Origin of the sequence: Reinekea forsetii (assembly GCF_002795845.1) — a bacterium.
Classification (GTDB): domain Bacteria; phylum Pseudomonadota; class Gammaproteobacteria; order Pseudomonadales; family Natronospirillaceae; genus Reinekea; species Reinekea forsetii.
In genome coordinates this window covers 1,161,668-1,175,834 of record NZ_CP011797.1, presented here as the reverse complement: position 1 = coordinate 1,175,834, position 14,167 = coordinate 1,161,668, and the positions used below count along the sequence as shown (strand labels likewise).

The 14,167-nt window shown below is 54.7% G+C and carries 14 protein-coding genes and 1 riboswitch; of the genes, 1 reads left to right on the top strand and 13 read right to left on the bottom strand.

The genetic code is table 11. From position 1 onward, the window contains the following. Nucleotides 1-2: 2 nt before the first annotated feature. The 8 genes from moaC to ung form a co-directional block, all read right to left on the bottom strand. On the bottom strand, nt 3-476 hold the full coding sequence (moaC, locus tag REIFOR_RS05505) for a cyclic pyranopterin monophosphate synthase MoaC (RefSeq protein WP_100256602.1): 474 nt from the start codon (nt 474-476) through the stop codon (nt 3-5). Beyond that, nucleotides 473-1,015: a molybdenum cofactor biosynthesis protein B gene (gene moaB / locus REIFOR_RS05500; protein ID WP_100256601.1), complete on the bottom strand. Its 543-nt coding sequence runs from the start codon at nt 1,013-1,015 to the stop codon at nt 473-475. The genes moaC and moaB overlap by 4 nt, the downstream gene beginning before the upstream one ends. Next, nucleotides 1,012-1,551 carry a molybdenum cofactor guanylyltransferase gene (gene mobA, locus REIFOR_RS05495; RefSeq protein ID WP_100256600.1) on the bottom strand — a complete coding sequence of 180 codons (540 nt, stop codon included), beginning with the start codon at nt 1,549-1,551 and terminating at the stop codon, nt 1,012-1,014. The genes moaB and mobA overlap by 4 nt, the downstream gene beginning before the upstream one ends. After that, complete coding sequence (gene moaA, locus REIFOR_RS05490) at nt 1,552-2,520, bottom strand: GTP 3',8-cyclase MoaA (RefSeq protein WP_100256599.1); 969 nt, start codon at nt 2,518-2,520, stop codon at nt 1,552-1,554. Continuing rightward, a riboswitch (molybdenum cofactor riboswitch) is annotated at nt 2,509-2,656 on the bottom strand. Its footprint overlaps the gene before it by 12 nt. Before the next feature lie 134 nt (nt 2,657-2,790). Further along, nucleotides 2,791-4,359 (bottom strand): SpoVR family protein, encoded by a 1,569-nt coding sequence (locus REIFOR_RS05485; protein ID WP_100256598.1) that lies wholly within the window; start codon nt 4,357-4,359, stop codon nt 2,791-2,793. After that, complete coding sequence (locus REIFOR_RS05480) at nt 4,356-5,636, bottom strand: YeaH/YhbH family protein (protein WP_100256597.1); 1,281 nt, start codon at nt 5,634-5,636, stop codon at nt 4,356-4,358. The genes REIFOR_RS05485 and REIFOR_RS05480 overlap by 4 nt, the downstream gene beginning before the upstream one ends. Before the next feature lie 13 nt (nt 5,637-5,649). After that, nucleotides 5,650-7,572 carry a PrkA family serine protein kinase gene (locus REIFOR_RS05475; protein WP_100256596.1) on the bottom strand — a complete coding sequence of 641 codons (1,923 nt, stop codon included), beginning with the start codon at nt 7,570-7,572 and terminating at the stop codon, nt 5,650-5,652. Between the two features lie 318 nt (nt 7,573-7,890). Beyond that, the gene (ung, locus tag REIFOR_RS05470; RefSeq protein WP_100256595.1) at nt 7,891-8,595 is read right to left on the bottom strand and encodes a uracil-DNA glycosylase; all 705 of its coding nucleotides are present in this window, start codon (nt 8,593-8,595) and stop codon (nt 7,891-7,893) included. 165 nt (nt 8,596-8,760) lie between these two features. Between ung and REIFOR_RS16845 the strand changes: the two genes are divergently transcribed. Beyond that, complete coding sequence (locus REIFOR_RS16845; RefSeq protein WP_158524297.1) at nt 8,761-8,913, top strand: hypothetical protein; 153 nt, start codon at nt 8,761-8,763, stop codon at nt 8,911-8,913. A 12-nt stretch (nt 8,914-8,925) separates the two neighbouring features. Here the strand turns inward: REIFOR_RS16845 and mqo are convergent, their stop codons facing one another. The 5 genes from mqo to rpsR form a co-directional block, all read right to left on the bottom strand. Then, nucleotides 8,926-10,455, bottom strand: a complete 1,530-nt coding sequence (gene mqo / locus REIFOR_RS05465; protein ID WP_227003770.1) for a malate dehydrogenase (quinone) — start codon at nt 10,453-10,455, stop codon at nt 8,926-8,928. 272 nt (nt 10,456-10,727) lie between these two features. Further along, complete coding sequence (gene alr, locus REIFOR_RS05455; protein WP_100256593.1) at nt 10,728-11,807, bottom strand: alanine racemase; 1,080 nt, start codon at nt 11,805-11,807, stop codon at nt 10,728-10,730. After that, nucleotides 11,807-13,207 carry a replicative DNA helicase gene (gene dnaB / locus REIFOR_RS05450; RefSeq protein ID WP_100256592.1) on the bottom strand — a complete coding sequence of 467 codons (1,401 nt, stop codon included), beginning with the start codon at nt 13,205-13,207 and terminating at the stop codon, nt 11,807-11,809. Before dnaB ends, alr begins: the two co-directional genes overlap by 1 nt. Nucleotides 13,208-13,463: 256 nt before the next feature. Further along, entirely contained in the window at nt 13,464-13,913 is a 450-nt protein-coding gene (rplI, locus tag REIFOR_RS05445) for a 50S ribosomal protein L9 (RefSeq protein WP_100256591.1), read from the bottom strand. 18 nt (nt 13,914-13,931) lie between these two features. Beyond that, nucleotides 13,932-14,159, bottom strand: coding sequence for a 30S ribosomal protein S18 (gene rpsR, locus REIFOR_RS05440; RefSeq protein ID WP_100256590.1), 228 nt, complete (start codon nt 14,157-14,159; stop codon nt 13,932-13,934). Nucleotides 14,160-14,167 lie beyond the last annotated feature (8 nt).

Sequence of the window (14,167 nt, the reverse complement as noted above, 5' to 3'; positions counted from 1 at the left end):
TCCTATGCGAGCCATCGCCCCGATTTTCCGCCGGTTTTTTCCAGTACCCGCAAACCGTCGATGCGCATCGCCGGGTCGACCGCCTTGCACATATCGAACAGGGTCAGCGCTGCCACGGATGCCGCTGTCAGGGCCTCCATCTCAACACCGGTCTTGCCGTCGAGCTTGCACAGGCTGGTGATCCGTACGCGCTGTTGATCGGCCTGCAACTCCAGATCGACGGTGACCTTGGTCAACATCAGTGGATGACAGAGCGGGATCAGATCGCTGGTGCGTTTGGCGGCCATAATACCGGCCACTCGAGACACCCCGAAAATATCGCCCTTATGATGATCGCCGCGCTGAATCAGGCCTATGGCTTGGCTGTTGAGCAGCACATAGACCTCGGCTCGGGCCTCACGCAGGTTGCTGCTTTTGCTGGAGACATCGACCATATTGGCTTCACCAGCGGCATTGATGTGACTGAACTCAGTCATGCTCGCGTCTCACATAGGTCGCTGTCGGTCTGCTTTAAATGCATGACAAAGTTACAGGGTTTGTGGCTGGCATCGAGTTGACTGGCCAAGATGCCATCCCAGCCGGTGCGGCAGGCGCCGGTCGAACCGGGCAGACAGACCACCAGGGTGCCATTGGCCAACCCGGCTAAGGCCCGACTCTGAACGGTCGAGGTGCCGATATCTTGATAAGACAGTTGACGAAACAACTCGCCAAACCCATCAACCTGCTTTTCCAACAACACGGACACCGCCTCCGGGGTTGAATCGCGACCGGTAAAACCGGTCCCGCCGGTGATGATTACCACCTGGGTGTCGCGCGATGCGATCCACTTGGAAACCTGATAGCGAATCTGAAAAATATCATCCTTTTCGATGCGCTGTTCGCTCAGCTTATGGCCGGCCGCCAGGGCGCGTTCAACCAGAAGAGCACCGGAGGTGTCATTGCTCGCGTCACGAGTATCGGACACCGTAAGGACGGCAATAGACAGGGGTTCGAAGGACTTGGCTGCATGACTCATGGGTGTAACTCTCCTGCCAGAAAATGGCGCCATTGATCGGGCGTATTGATGTTGGTTAGTTCGTTTTGATAGGGCTCCGGTGCAAGCCATTGACCGTCCTGATGCTCGATCAGGGCGGTAACCGAACGCGGCCCCTCCGGATCTGCCAGCCAGCGCGCCAGCAGCTGGGCGATAGCCGGCGAGTTGGGCACATAGAGCGGCATCGGATGCCCGACAAAGGCGCTAAGCCGCTGTTTTTCAGCGCCCTGGCGCGCCAAATACTGCACTGCTGCGCTACTTAAAGACGGCATATCAACCGGCACCACCACAAAGCCCTCAAGGTCCGGACACGCGGCACAGGCCGAATCGATCCCGGCCAACGGGCCCGGGTAATCGGCAAAACGATCGCTCAGACCGCACAGCACTCGAGAGCCGGCCCGTTCGAACCGATGGCGCTGCCAGCTGAGCAAGCTTTGGCCGGCCCAAGCCAGGGTCGCCTTATCCTGTCCCATCCGGGTGCTGCGGCCACCGCTGAGTAATAGGATCGCCGCGCTCATCTAACCGCCTATCTGACTCAGGTTGGCCATGGCCCCGCTATTATGGTCGATCAGCGAGTGGCCGGCACTTTTATCGCCCAAATGGTGAGTCACCGCCTCGACCAGCCCTGAGAGCGGAACGCCCGGCTGCAATAGGGGCCGCAGATCGATGCCCTGCTCCGAAAACAGACACAGATGCAGTTTACCCAGACTGGAGACACGCAACCTGTTACAGGTGGCGCAGAAATCTTTGCTGTACGGCATGATCAGACCAATACGACCGACAAAGGCCGGATGCCAAAACTCTTGAGCGGGTCCGTCTGCCAACTTACGGGCCACCGGCTGCCAACCATCGACCAATAGCCGTTCTTTAATGGTCGCGCCGCTGATATGGTGTTGGCGGAAAAAAACTTGCTGGTCAGCGGTTTCCATCACTTCAATAAAGCGTAAGGTGACCGGGTTGGTGCGCAACCAATGCAGCACCGCACTCATGTCGTCATTGATGTCTTTCATCAACACCGAATTCACCTTGACCGCCAAACCCAAGGCCTTGGCTTCGGTGATACCGGCGAGTATTTCCGGCAGTCGGTCATGACCGGTAATACGTTGAAATTCGTTCGGATCGAGTGAGTCGATCGACACATTGAGCTGGGTCAAACCCGCATCGGCCCAGGTCTTAATCCGCTGAGGCAACTTATAGCCATTGGTGGTCAAGGCCACCGTTTGGATGCCTTCAATTGTATGAATACGCTCAATAATCTCCGGCAAGTCATTGCGCAGGCTGGGCTCACCGCCGGTAAGGCGGATCTTTTGCGTGCCCATGGCGGCAAAACCACGGGCCACCTGGGTGAGCTCATTGGGTGACAAAAACGCCTCGTCCGGCCGGCCCTGATAGCCGTCGGGCAAGCAGTAGTCGCAACTGAAGTTGCAGACATCGGTCACCGACAGGCGCAGATAATAAAATCGACGCCCAAACGTATCTTGTAACATTGTTCACCTTTCCAAAGTCGGGAGGCCCTGCCGTTTCCAGCTCGAACCCTGTCGCTCTATGCGAGGTGGCCGTGACATATAAGATTGGCGGGGCCAACCGAACGTAGTACAGGGTCACTCGGTGTAAATGCAGTTAAGTGCGTCGTCAACGGCTTAAGTTAGGCACCCCTAAGCGGCAAAGGACTTGAGCCTCATCATACCCATTGCCGGTCTTGCTGGCCAGTAAAGCCCCCTCTCGGGGAGGACTCTTGGCAGGCGTATTAGGCGAGTTTAGACATATTTGAGGTTTTCCTGGTTAACGCCTGCGTCATCAACCGGTTTGGCCGGCACATGCAAGCTGGCTTTAAGCTGCGCCCCGGCGTAGGAGTTAAGATGCACATCAAAGCCCCAGAGACGATGGACATGTTTGAGCACCTCTTCGCAGTCCTTGTTCAAGGGGATGTTATTATGCCGGGTGTGCTTTAACGTCAGTGAGCGATCACCGCGCAGGTCAACCGCCACAACCTGAATATCGGGCTCGCGCGAACTCAAATTGTATTGCTCGGCCAACGCGGCGCGCACGGTGCGATAACCGGGATCGTCGTGAATGGCACGAATCTCGTATTCCGCCTGGTCCTCGTCGTCGAATACGCAAAACAGCCGCATATCGCGCATTACCTTGGGCGACAAATACTGCTGGATGAAGCTTTCGTCCTTAAAGTTCTCCATCGCAAAGTGCAGTGTCTGAAGCCAGTCTTTCCCGGCGATATCGGGAAACCATTCATAGTCCTCCGCCGTCGGTGCCTCGCACATCCGCCGCAAGTCGTTAAAGATATTGATGCCCAGCGTATAGGGGTTGATGCCAGAGTAATATTTGGAGTCATAGGGTGGCTGGTAGACCACGGCGGCATGACTGCTGAGAAACTCGAACATAAAGCCTTCGTTAACATAGCCCCGGTCGTATAGAGTGTTCATCAGGGTGTAATGCCAAAAACTGGCCCAGCCCTCGTTCATCACCTGAGTTTGCCGTTGTGGGTAAAAATACTGGGCAATTTTGCGTACGATGCGGATCAGCTCACGCTGCCAAGGCTCCAGCAAGGGGGCATTTTTTTCGATGAAATAAAGTAGATTCTCTTGCGGTTCGGCCGGGAAGTGACTCGTTTGGCCAGTTTCATCCTCGTCTCGATGCACCGGGATGGTCCGCCACAGCAGATTCACCTGCTGCTGCATATGGGCCTCGCGCTCGGTTTGCCGTGACGCCTCTGCCGCGGCCGAAATTTGCGAGGGTCGCTTGTAGCGATCGACGCCATAGTTCTGCAAGGCATGACAGGAGTCGAGTATCGCCTCGACCGTGCCGACGCCATACCGGTTTTCGCACTGAGCGACGTACTCCTTGGCAAACACCAAATAATCGATAATGGCCGTGGCATCGGTCCAGGTTTTAAACAGGTAGTTGTTCTTAAAAAAGGAATTATGGCCGTAGCAGGCATGGGCAATCACCAGGGCCTGCATCGCCATGGTGTTCTCTTCCATCAGATAGGCAATACAGGGGCTGGAGTTGATGACAATCTCATAAGCCAGGCCCATAAAACCCCTATTGTAGTGGTTCTGAGTCTGGAGGAACTGCTTACCATAGGACCAATGATGGTAGCCGACCGGCATGCCCACCGATGAATAGGCGTCCATCATCTGCTCAGAACTGATAATCTCAATCTGATTGGGGTAGGTATCGAGCCGATATTCCCGGGCCACCTGGCCAATGATAGCGTCGAACTCACGCACCAATTCAAAGGTCCACTCACTGGAGCTGGTAATGGGTTCATGGCGCGATTCATGCGCCGGGGGCGAGGGTTTGGTCATAGCACCTTCCTTTGAAACAGGTGGCGAAACACCGGATAGATATCGCTCTGATCCACGATCTGCTCCATCGCAAAGCTATTCGGATTAGCGGCCTTAACTTGGGCGTAGGCGTGCCACAGGGCCTGGTGATCGCGCGGGGTGATTTCGATATAGGAAAAATACTGCACCTTGGCGATCAATTCTTTCTCCAGTATGCGCTGACAGGTGGGTGAGTCGTCGTTCCAGTTATCACCATCTGAGGCTTGAGCGGCGTAGATATTCCAGGCATTGGCTGGGTAACGCTCGGCAATAATCTGCTGCATTAGGCGCAAGGCAGAGGATACGATGGTGCCACCGGTTTCTCGACTGTAGAAGAATTCTTCTTCGTCTACCTCCTTGGCATTGGTGTGATGTCGGATAAAGACGACCTCAATTTTTTCGTAGTTTCGGCGCAAAAACATATAAAGCAACAGATAGAACTTTTTCGCGATATCTTTGGTGGCCTGGGTCATCGACCCGGACACGTCCATCAGACAAAACATCACCGCCGCACTGCTCGGCATCGCCTCCTTGGCGCTCAGGTTATAGCGCAGATCAAAATCATCGATAAAGGGCAAACGCCCTATCTTGGCTTGCAGGCGCTCTTTCTCCAAGATCAGTTCGGCTATTCGTTTGGGGTTCTTCAGCGCGGTCTCTTGTTGTTCTTCGAGGTCAATCAGCCTGAGCGTCTCTTTGAGCAGTCGGCGCGACTTACCACTAAGCGCGATCCGGCGGGCATGGGCATTTTTGAGCGAGCGCACCACATTGATCTTGGCCGGCACCCCAGTATTAGTAAAACCGGCGTGACGGTAAACAAAGTCGTCCAACGATTTAAGTTCTTTACGAACCAGGTTGGGTAACTCCAGATCCTCGAAGAGAAATTCGAGAAATTCCTCCTGGGTAATATTAAAGGTGAACTCGTCGAGCCCCTCGCCACTATCGGATGCCTGCCCAGTGCCCCCCTGCCCTGCCCCGCCACGTGGTTTGGCAATGCGGTCACCGGAGACAAACTCCTTGTTACCCGGATTCACAATCGACCGCTGGCCACCCGGGCCATGACCGAATACCGGCTCATGAATATCCTGACCCGGAATGGAGATAGACTCGCCATGCTCCATATCGGTGATAGAGCGGCTGTTGACCGCCTCATTAACCGCGCGCTTGATATGCTTTTTATAGCGTTCCAAAAACCGCTTTCGGTTTACCGCACTCTTGTTCTTACCATTTAAGCGACGATCGACAACATAGGAGTTGACCATAGACCCTCCCGATTCAAGATGATTTACGAACCCGCAAATACCATTCACTCAACAGTCGAACCTGTTTCTCGGTATAGCCCCGCTCGACCATACGGCGTACGAAATCGGCGTGCTTTTTCTCATCGCCTTTGGACGACTTGGCGGTATAGGAAATCACCGGCAGTAGATCCTCGGTGTTGGAAAACATTTTTTTCTCTATTACCGCGCGTAACTTTTCATAACTTTGCCAGCTCGGATTGCGGCCCTCGTGATTGGCACGGGCACGCAAGACAAAGTTGACAATCTCGTTACGGAAATCCTTGGGATTGGAGATACCAGCCGGTTTCTCAATCTTCTCTAACTCGTCATTAAGCGAGCCTCTGTTGAGTATCTCTCCGGTCTCCGGATCACGATACTCCTGGTCCTGAATCCAGAAATCGGCATAGGTCACATAGCGATCAAAAATATTTTGGCCGTATTCGGAATAGGATTCTAGGTATGCCGTCTGTATTTCCTTACCGATAAAATCGACGTAGCGTGGCGCCAAAAATTCTTTCAAATGAGCCAGATAACGATCGTGAATCTCCTGCGGAAACTGCTGCTGCTCGATCTGCTCTTCTAGCACGTAAAGCAGATGAACCGGATTGGCGGCTACTTCGATCGGATCGAAGTTAAAAACTTTGGACAAAATCTTAAAGGCGAAGCGGGTCGACAGTCCGTCCATGCCCTCGTTGACACCGGCGGCATCCTTGTACTCCTGAATAGTCTTGGCTTTCGGATCGGTGTCTTTGAGATTGTCGCCATCGTAGACGCGCATCTTAGAGTAGAGATTGGAATTCTCTGGCACAGCGACCCGCGACAGGACGACAAACTGTGCCAACATCTTCAAGGTATCCGGAGCACAGGGCGATTGGCGCAGCGAGCTGTGTTCAAGCAGCTTTTTATATATATTTATTTCTTCTTGTACCCTTAAGCAATAAGGCACTTTGACAATATAGACCCGATCAAGAAAGGCCTCATTATTGCGATTATTGCGGAATTTTTGCCACTCGGATTCATTCGAGTGCGCCAAAATAGTACCACTGAAGGGTATAGCACTCATGCCTTCGGTGGCATTGTAGTTGCCTTCCTGAGTCGCGGTCAGCAAGGGGTGCAGCACCTTGATCGGTGCTTTGAACATTTCCACAAACTCCATCAGGCCCTGATTGGCTTTGCACAAAGCACCTGAGAAGGAATAGGCGTCGGGATCGTTTTGCGGGAAGTCTTCGAGCGCTCGGATATCGACTTTACCAACCAAGGCCGAAATATCCTGATTGTTTTCATCCCCCGGCTCGGTCTTCGCAACGGCGATCTGATCGGTAATCGAGGGATAGAGTTTAACCACTCGAAACTGGCTAATATCCCCACCGAACTCGTGCAAACGCTTAACCGCCCAAGGCGACATGATATGGCCTAGGTAGCGATTTGGAATCGCATACTTTTCTTGTAACACCTCGGCATCTTCGGCTGGGTCGAACAGCCCCAGGGGCGATTCAAACACCGGGGAACCTTTAATCGCATAGAACGGAATTTGCTGAATCAAGACCTTGAGTCGCTCGGCCAAGGATGACTTACCACCGCCCACCGGCCCTAGCAGATAGAGAATTTGTTTACGCTCTTCGAGCGATTGAGCCGCGTGCCGGAAATAGGCCACAATCTGTTCGATCGGCTCTTCCATGCCGTAAAATTCAGCAAAGGCCGGATAGCGGCGAATGACCTTATTGGAAAAAATTCGACTCAGTTGGCTATCGCGCGCGGTGTCGACCACCTCCGGCTCGCCAATCGCCGCCAGCATACGCTGCGGCGCGGTGGCGTAAGTCATTGGGTCGGCTTTACACAGATTAAGATATTCTTCGAGTGAGAATTCTTCGTGCCGCTTGGTTTCGTAACGCTGCTGGTAATGCTTAAATAGATCCATGTGACTCTCCTGACCGTGCATAAGTGACACCCGCTCGACGCTATAAAAACGCTCCCTTGGTGCCACGAATCCTAAATAAGAATATTCTCAAGCTTTTGTGTACTGATGAACCGACGGGTCATCCGGTGCTCAAATCCGAAAAAATTAGGCGATCAGAATGCCGTTAATGCTTTGCCATTATGAGCGTTCACGACCGAGCGGCCGGATCCTTAATCATCGGTTGATATTTACCTGCTGTTTTTCAATCTTAGTTCAGGCACGGCACAGCTGCAGAGTATTTACATTATTTTATCTGGGTTGCGCTCGGGTCGTGGCGACCTACCAAAGAGACTGTTGGGGCGAGGCTTCGGTATGCCAATCGATCGCGGCATAGCCCTGTTGTTGCAGATAGAGGTTGGCTTGGGAAAAATGCCGACACCCAAACCAACCCCGATAGGCCGACAAAGGCGAGGGGTGCGGCGCACTGAGAATTAGGTGTTTCGAGGCATCGATGAGCTGTTGTTTTTTTTCTGCGTAGGCGCCCCAGAGCATAAAGACTGTGGGCGTGGGGCCATCGCTTAGGGCCCGGATAACCGCATCGGTTAGCGCCTCCCAGCCCTGCTTGGCGTGACTGCCGGCCTGGCCCGCACTAACGGTTAAGACCGCATTGAGCAACAGCACGCCCTGCCCGGTCCACCTCGATAGATCACCCGACTCGTTGTGGATGCCCAAATCCGCCTGCTGCTCCTTAAAGATATTGCGCAAGCTCGGCGGGAGTTTTGCGCCCGGGGGCACGGAAAAACTTAAGCCCTGAGCCTGGTTAGGGCCGTGGTAGGGATCCTGGCCCAGAATCACCACCCGTACCTGTTGCGGTGCAACGCTGTCGAGCGCACGAAACCAATTCGACTTGGCCGGATAGAGGATCTGGCCGGCGCGTTCCTGCTCAAGCAGAAAGGTGGCCAGATCGTTCAATTGGGCATCGTCGACACGCGCCTCAATCAACTGTCGCCAGGCGGCGGACTGGAGCAGATCGAGCAGTGCCATCAGGCTTGCCCAAAGGGGTTGTTGGTGGCATTGACCGCCAGAGTCCTATCTGCGCTAGGGCACATGGCACGGCTCTTAAGCCTGAAGGCGATAACGCGAGGCATTGACTAACTCCATGGCAGCGGTAAGGGTCCACCCTAAGATCGAATCTAGAGATCGCCAACTATGCTACTAGAAAAACGCGGCGCCGATAAGTGCTACCAGGGTGAACCCGATCTTGAGCAGTGTCCGAGCGTCGGTGTGCAACCGTGGAATGCCTGGGCCGTGCTCCTGGCGCCGGTGGTGGACCTGATCACCGGCGTCGAGCGACTCCGGTGACAATCCTGCCAATTAGGGAGGGGTTAATTTCAGCGTCGTTAGGGTGTACTCGCGGACTCGCTTCAGCAGCTCTATATCGTCTACTAACACCTGACCGTATGAGGGCACCATGGCGTGTAACTTTTCCAGCCAAGCCTCACTGGCCATCTGTGTCGGAAAACTCGTCTCGAGAATACCGATCATCGTGTCCACTGCCGTAGAGGCGCCGGGCGAGGCACCAAGCAGCGCGACCAGGCTACCATCGGCCGAACTGATCACCTCGGTGCCGAATTCCAACTTACCGCCCAACTTCTTGTCTTTCTTAATGATCTGCACCCTCTGCCCGGCGATGGCCAATTGCCAGTCTTCGAGTTTGGCCTGCGGGTAATAGCCACGCAACGACTCGAGGCGGTCTTCGGTAGACAGCATGACCTCACTGATCAGATAACGGGTCAGGTCGGTATGGCGCAGGCCAACCCGCATCATAGGCACTAGGTTGTTCGGCCGAATCGACTTGAACAGATCGAGGAACGAGCCCTGCTTAAGGAACTTGGTGGTAAAGCCGGCAAAGGGCCCAAACAGCAAGGCTTTCTCGCCATCGATCACGCGCGTATCCAGATGCGGCACGGACATCGGTGGCGCGCCGAGCGGCGCCTTACCGTAGACCTTGGCACTGTGGCGAGCCACCACTTCCGGCTTCTTACAAACCAGCCATTGGCCGCTGACCGGGAAGCCACCGTATCCAGCGCCCTCCTCAATACCGGCGGCCTGGAGCAAGGGCAACGAGCCCCCGCCAGCGCCCAAAAAGATGAACTTGCTGTGGATCTGCTCAACCTTACCTTGAATACATTCACGCATAGAGACTGACCAAGTCTGATCAGCGAGTCGTTTGAAGCTTTTCACTTCGTGACTGACTAACAGTTCAAAACCGGGCTGTTTCGCCAGATTATAAATTAGGTCGCGGGTAATCGAACCAAAGTCGACATCGGCACCGTGCAACACACGCGTGCCGGCGACCTTGTCGGTCGGGTCCCGACCATCCATGATCAATGGCATCCAGTTGGCCAACACCGCGGGATCTTCGCTGTATTCCATACCGGCAAAGAGAGGGTGTTGACTCATGGCGGCAAAGCGCTTACGTAAAAAATCGACGTTTTTCTCGCCCCAGACGAAGCTCTGGTGGGGAGCGCGATTGATAAAGTGCTGAGGATCGGGAAAGAAGCCCTTATTGACTAAGTAGGACCAGAATTGCAGTGATATTTCGAAGGCGCTGTTAATCGACACGGCCTTATCAATATCAATACTGCCATCGGACCGTTCGGGCGTGTAGTTCAGCTCGCAATAGGCAGCGTGGCCAGTGCCGGCATTGTTCCAGCCATCGGAACTTTCCAGCGCCACCTTTTCATTGCGTTCGATCATCAGAATATTGATCGAAGGTTCGAGCTGCTTCAGCAGGACTCCCAGCGTTGCGCTCATCACGCCACCACCAACCAGCAATACATCGACTGATTTCACCGCCATACAGTTCTTCCCTCTGTTATGTTTAATGATCCTAACGGACACTCTACGCCATGCCGTTCAAAACGGATTGGTACCAGTGAGGTGGCCGATTATACGGATTGAATAGTAAATGTCTTGACCCGCGGGGCAGATACCCATCATCCATTTGGTGTATGGGGCGGGGCTAGACGGCCTGAGAGGAGGCTATACGGAGCCGTCGCCGGGACGACGGCGCGAGGGCGCGAGGGCGCGAGGGCGCGAGGGCGCGAGGGCGCGAGGGCGCGAGGGCGCGAGGGCGCGAGGGCGCGAGGGCTGCGATGGCACGAAGAACCGAATTAGACGCGCTCGACCCGCGCGGTCACCCGAGTGAGCAACTCATAGCCGATGGTGCCGATGGCGCGCGCGACCTCATCAACGCTTAAACGCTTGCCCCACAGTTCGGTCATATCGCCGACCGACACCCGATCCAGATCGGTGACATCGATCATCAGCATGTCCATCGATACCCGGCCCGCCAAGGGCACCGTTTGACCGTTAAGCCAGATCGGCGTGCCATTGGGTGCCTGACGCGGATAGCCATCGCCATAACCGATCGCCACGGTGGCGATACGCGAATCCCGTTCGGCTCGCCAAACATGGCCATAGCCTATGGCCTCGCCCGCCAGGACCGTACGCACAGCCAGCACCGGCGCGGTCAGAGTCATCACCGGGCGCAACCCCAGATCTACGCCGTTGCGCTCGGCAAAGGGCGAGGAACCGTAGAGCATAATGCCAGGCCGGACCCAGTCATTATGGGTTTGCGGCCATCCGATTACGGCGGCGGAGTTAGCAATGCTTAAGCGATCGCCGGGTCGCACACAGGCGTCGAATAGAGCCAGTTGCTGGAGGGTTGGTTCCGGTTGGTCTAGAGCATCGGCACAGGCCAGATGGGTCATCACGCCCTCGAGCTGCACACCCGGGCAATTCGCTAAGAGCGAACGGGCCGACGCCAGGTCTGACGGCGCAAAACCCAATCGATGCATCCCGGTATCGACCTTGAGCCAGACCACCAAGGGCTGGGTGTCAAGCCGCTGCGCCGTGCTTTGGCGTATCTGATCGAGCTGGGTCTGGCAGTGCACCACGGTCTGTAACTGGCAGGCCACTACATCGGCCAGTTGCTCTGCCCGATTAACACCTTCGAGCAATAGGATCGGATGGTGCGGCTGTAACCGACGTAATTCGATCGCCTCACCGAGCGTGGCCACGGCATAGCCATCGGCCGAACTCAAGGCCTGCGCTGCCCGCTCAACCCCGTGACCGTAGGCATTGGCCTTGACCACGGCCCAGACCCGCGCCTGGGGCGCCCACTCGCGGACGCACTGCACATTATGCTGCCACGCGGTCGGATCGATCTGTGCCTGGGTGCCTCGATTCATCAGCTGTTGTACTCACCCATATAGTCCGGTGCCAAATCGGAAAACTTCGAGTATTGGCCCTGAAAGGAGAGCCGGACCGTATTGGTTGGACCGTTTCGATTCTTGCCGATAATAATTTCACCGGTGCCCTTCTCGGGTGAATCGGGATTGTAGATTTCATCGCGGTAGATAAACATAATCAGATCGGCATCCTGCTCGATCGCGCCCGATTCACGCAAATCCGAGGCAATAGGCCGCTTATTGGGGCGCTGCTCGAGTGAACGGTTAAGCTGCGATAGGGCAATTACCGGGCAGTCGAATTCTTTGGCGATGGCTTTCAGGGTGCGCGATATTTCCGAGATCTCGTTGGTACGGCCTTCGGTGAAACCCTTGATGCTCATCAATTGCAGATAATCGATCATGATCATGCCGATGCTGCCGTGTTCGCGGATCAGTCGGCGGATCCGCGAGCGCATCTCCGACGGTGACAGGCCGGCAGTATCGTCTATATAGAGTTTCTTATCCTTGAGCAGATTGACCGCCTTGACCAGCTTGGGGTAATCGTCATCGGCCAACTTGCCGGTAATCACCCGGCCCAACTCGATCCGCCCGAGCGAGGCAAAGGCACGATTGAGCAACTGATCGGCGGGCATTTCCAAGCTGAACACCACGACGACCTTATCCTGATTGAGGATGGCCTCCTCGACCAGGTTCATGGCGAAAGTGGTTTTGCCCATAGCCGGTCGCGCCGCGACAATAATCAATTCGCCGCCCTTAAAACCCTTGGTGGTCTTATCGAGGTCGCTGAAACCGGACGATATCCCGACTATATCGGAATCTTGTTTGGACAACTCATCAATCCGCGCCAAGGCCCGATCGGCCAGGGGATTGACGTGAATAAGGCCACCCTGATTGGGTCGATCCTCGGCAATCTTATAGACCGCTCGTTCGGCCTCATCGAGAATGGTTTGGGCATCCAGACCGCGCGGGTCGTAAGCCTTACCGGCGATATCGCCGGCGACACTGATTAACTGCCGCAAGACGCTGCGCTCGTGGACGATCTTGGCATAGGCCACGACATTGCTGATCGATGGCGTGTTTTCGGCCAATTCGGTCAGATAGGTCATGCCGCCGGTCGACTCCAGTAAGCGCTCCTTTTCCAGGGTCTCGCCCAGGGTAATAACATCCATCGGCGAATTGGCCGAGGCCAACTTCATCATCATACGGAAGATTTGACGGTGTTCATTGCGAAAGAAATCGTCCGGCATCAGAATTTCGGAGACATTGTCCCATTGCGAGTTATCGACCATCAAGGCACCCAGAACCGACTGTTCGGCTTCCAAAGAATGGGGTGGGGTCTTAATTTGACGGATCTCAGGGTCGCTCGAGGAGAGCAAATCGTCATCGTAATTATCGGACATCCAGAAACTTCCACAACCTAAATAGAGGAGCAGTTTACCGAGATACAGTGCCAGAGGCACGGGGTATTTGACCTAGCTCGAGCGGTGTCGCGCCCAAGACAGCAAAAGCCAGGGTGAAATCGGCGTTGACCGGCTGTTGATAAAAGCCGAACAAAAAAAAACGCACCGAGGTGCGCTTCTTAGATAGCGGTTGCCATTCCGGCAACCGCTGTCAATCGAGTCTGCATCGCCTAGGCGCTACAGACCTGAATTGACCTTAGGCTTCTGCAACAACGATCAAATGCACAGTACCCTTGACATCGCTGTGTAACTGGACAGCAATGTCGTATTCACCAACGGTACGAATCGGACCTAAAGGCATCTTCACTTCGGATTTCTCAATCTCAACGCCTGTTGCAGACACAAGGTCAGCCACGTCACGAGGACCGATAGAACCGAACAACTTGCCTTCTTCGCCGGCGTGCGCCGTAACGGTTAACTCAAGCTCAGCCAGTTGATCGGCACGTGCTTGGGCAGAAGCCAATTTAGCGGCTTCAGCCTTAACCAGTTCGCCACGACGAACTTCGAAATGCTTTAAATTTTCTGCAGTCGCAGGGACTGCCTTGCCTGTTGGTACCAGGAAATTGCGCGCATAACCGCTTTTTACATTTACGGTGTCGCCCAAAACGCCCATCTTACCAACTTTTTCAAGCAGGATAACTTCCATCTCGCTTACCTCAATAACTTACTTGTGTGAGTCGGTGTAGGACAACAGAGCCAAATACCGTGCGCGTTTGATGGCAGTCGCCAATTGACGCTGATATCTCGCACTGGTACCGGTGATACGACTCGGTACAATCTTGCCTGTTTCGGTAATGTAGCCCTTTAATAGGTCAACATCTTTGTAATCTATCTCAACAATGCCTTCTGCAGTGAAGCGGCAGAACTTACGACGGCGAAAGAAACGTGCCATAGTGTATG

Excerpts from the sequence above, each read along its gene's own strand:
- mobA (WP_100256600.1), bottom strand. The coding sequence starts at position 1,551 with ATGAGCGCGGCGATCCTATTACTCAGCGGTGGCCGCAGCACCCGGATG.
- REIFOR_RS05485 (WP_100256598.1), bottom strand. The coding sequence starts at position 4,359 with ATGACCAAACCCTCGCCCCCGGCGCATGAATCGCGCCATGAACCCATT.
- rpsR (WP_100256590.1), bottom strand. The coding sequence starts at position 14,159 with ATGGCACGTTTCTTTCGCCGTCGTAAGTTCTGCCGCTTCACTGCAGAA.
- dnaB (WP_100256592.1), bottom strand. The coding sequence starts at position 13,207 with ATGTCCGATAATTACGATGACGATTTGCTCTCCTCGAGCGACCCTGAG.
- REIFOR_RS05480 (WP_100256597.1), bottom strand. The coding sequence starts at position 5,636 with ATGGTCAACTCCTATGTTGTCGATCGTCGCTTAAATGGTAAGAACAAG.
- moaA (WP_100256599.1), bottom strand. The coding sequence starts at position 2,520 with ATGTTACAAGATACGTTTGGGCGTCGATTTTATTATCTGCGCCTGTCG.
- moaB (WP_100256601.1), bottom strand. The coding sequence starts at position 1,015 with ATGAGTCATGCAGCCAAGTCCTTCGAACCCCTGTCTATTGCCGTCCTT.
- REIFOR_RS05475 (WP_100256596.1), bottom strand. The coding sequence starts at position 7,572 with ATGGATCTATTTAAGCATTACCAGCAGCGTTACGAAACCAAGCGGCAC.
- moaC (WP_100256602.1), bottom strand. The coding sequence starts at position 476 with ATGACTGAGTTCAGTCACATCAATGCCGCTGGTGAAGCCAATATGGTC.
- REIFOR_RS16845 (WP_158524297.1), top strand. The coding sequence starts at position 8,761 with ATGCTACTAGAAAAACGCGGCGCCGATAAGTGCTACCAGGGTGAACCC.
- rplI (WP_100256591.1), bottom strand. The coding sequence starts at position 13,913 with ATGGAAGTTATCCTGCTTGAAAAAGTTGGTAAGATGGGCGTTTTGGGC.
- ung (WP_100256595.1), bottom strand. The coding sequence starts at position 8,595 with ATGGCACTGCTCGATCTGCTCCAGTCCGCCGCCTGGCGACAGTTGATT.
- alr (WP_100256593.1), bottom strand. The coding sequence starts at position 11,807 with ATGAATCGAGGCACCCAGGCACAGATCGATCCGACCGCGTGGCAGCAT.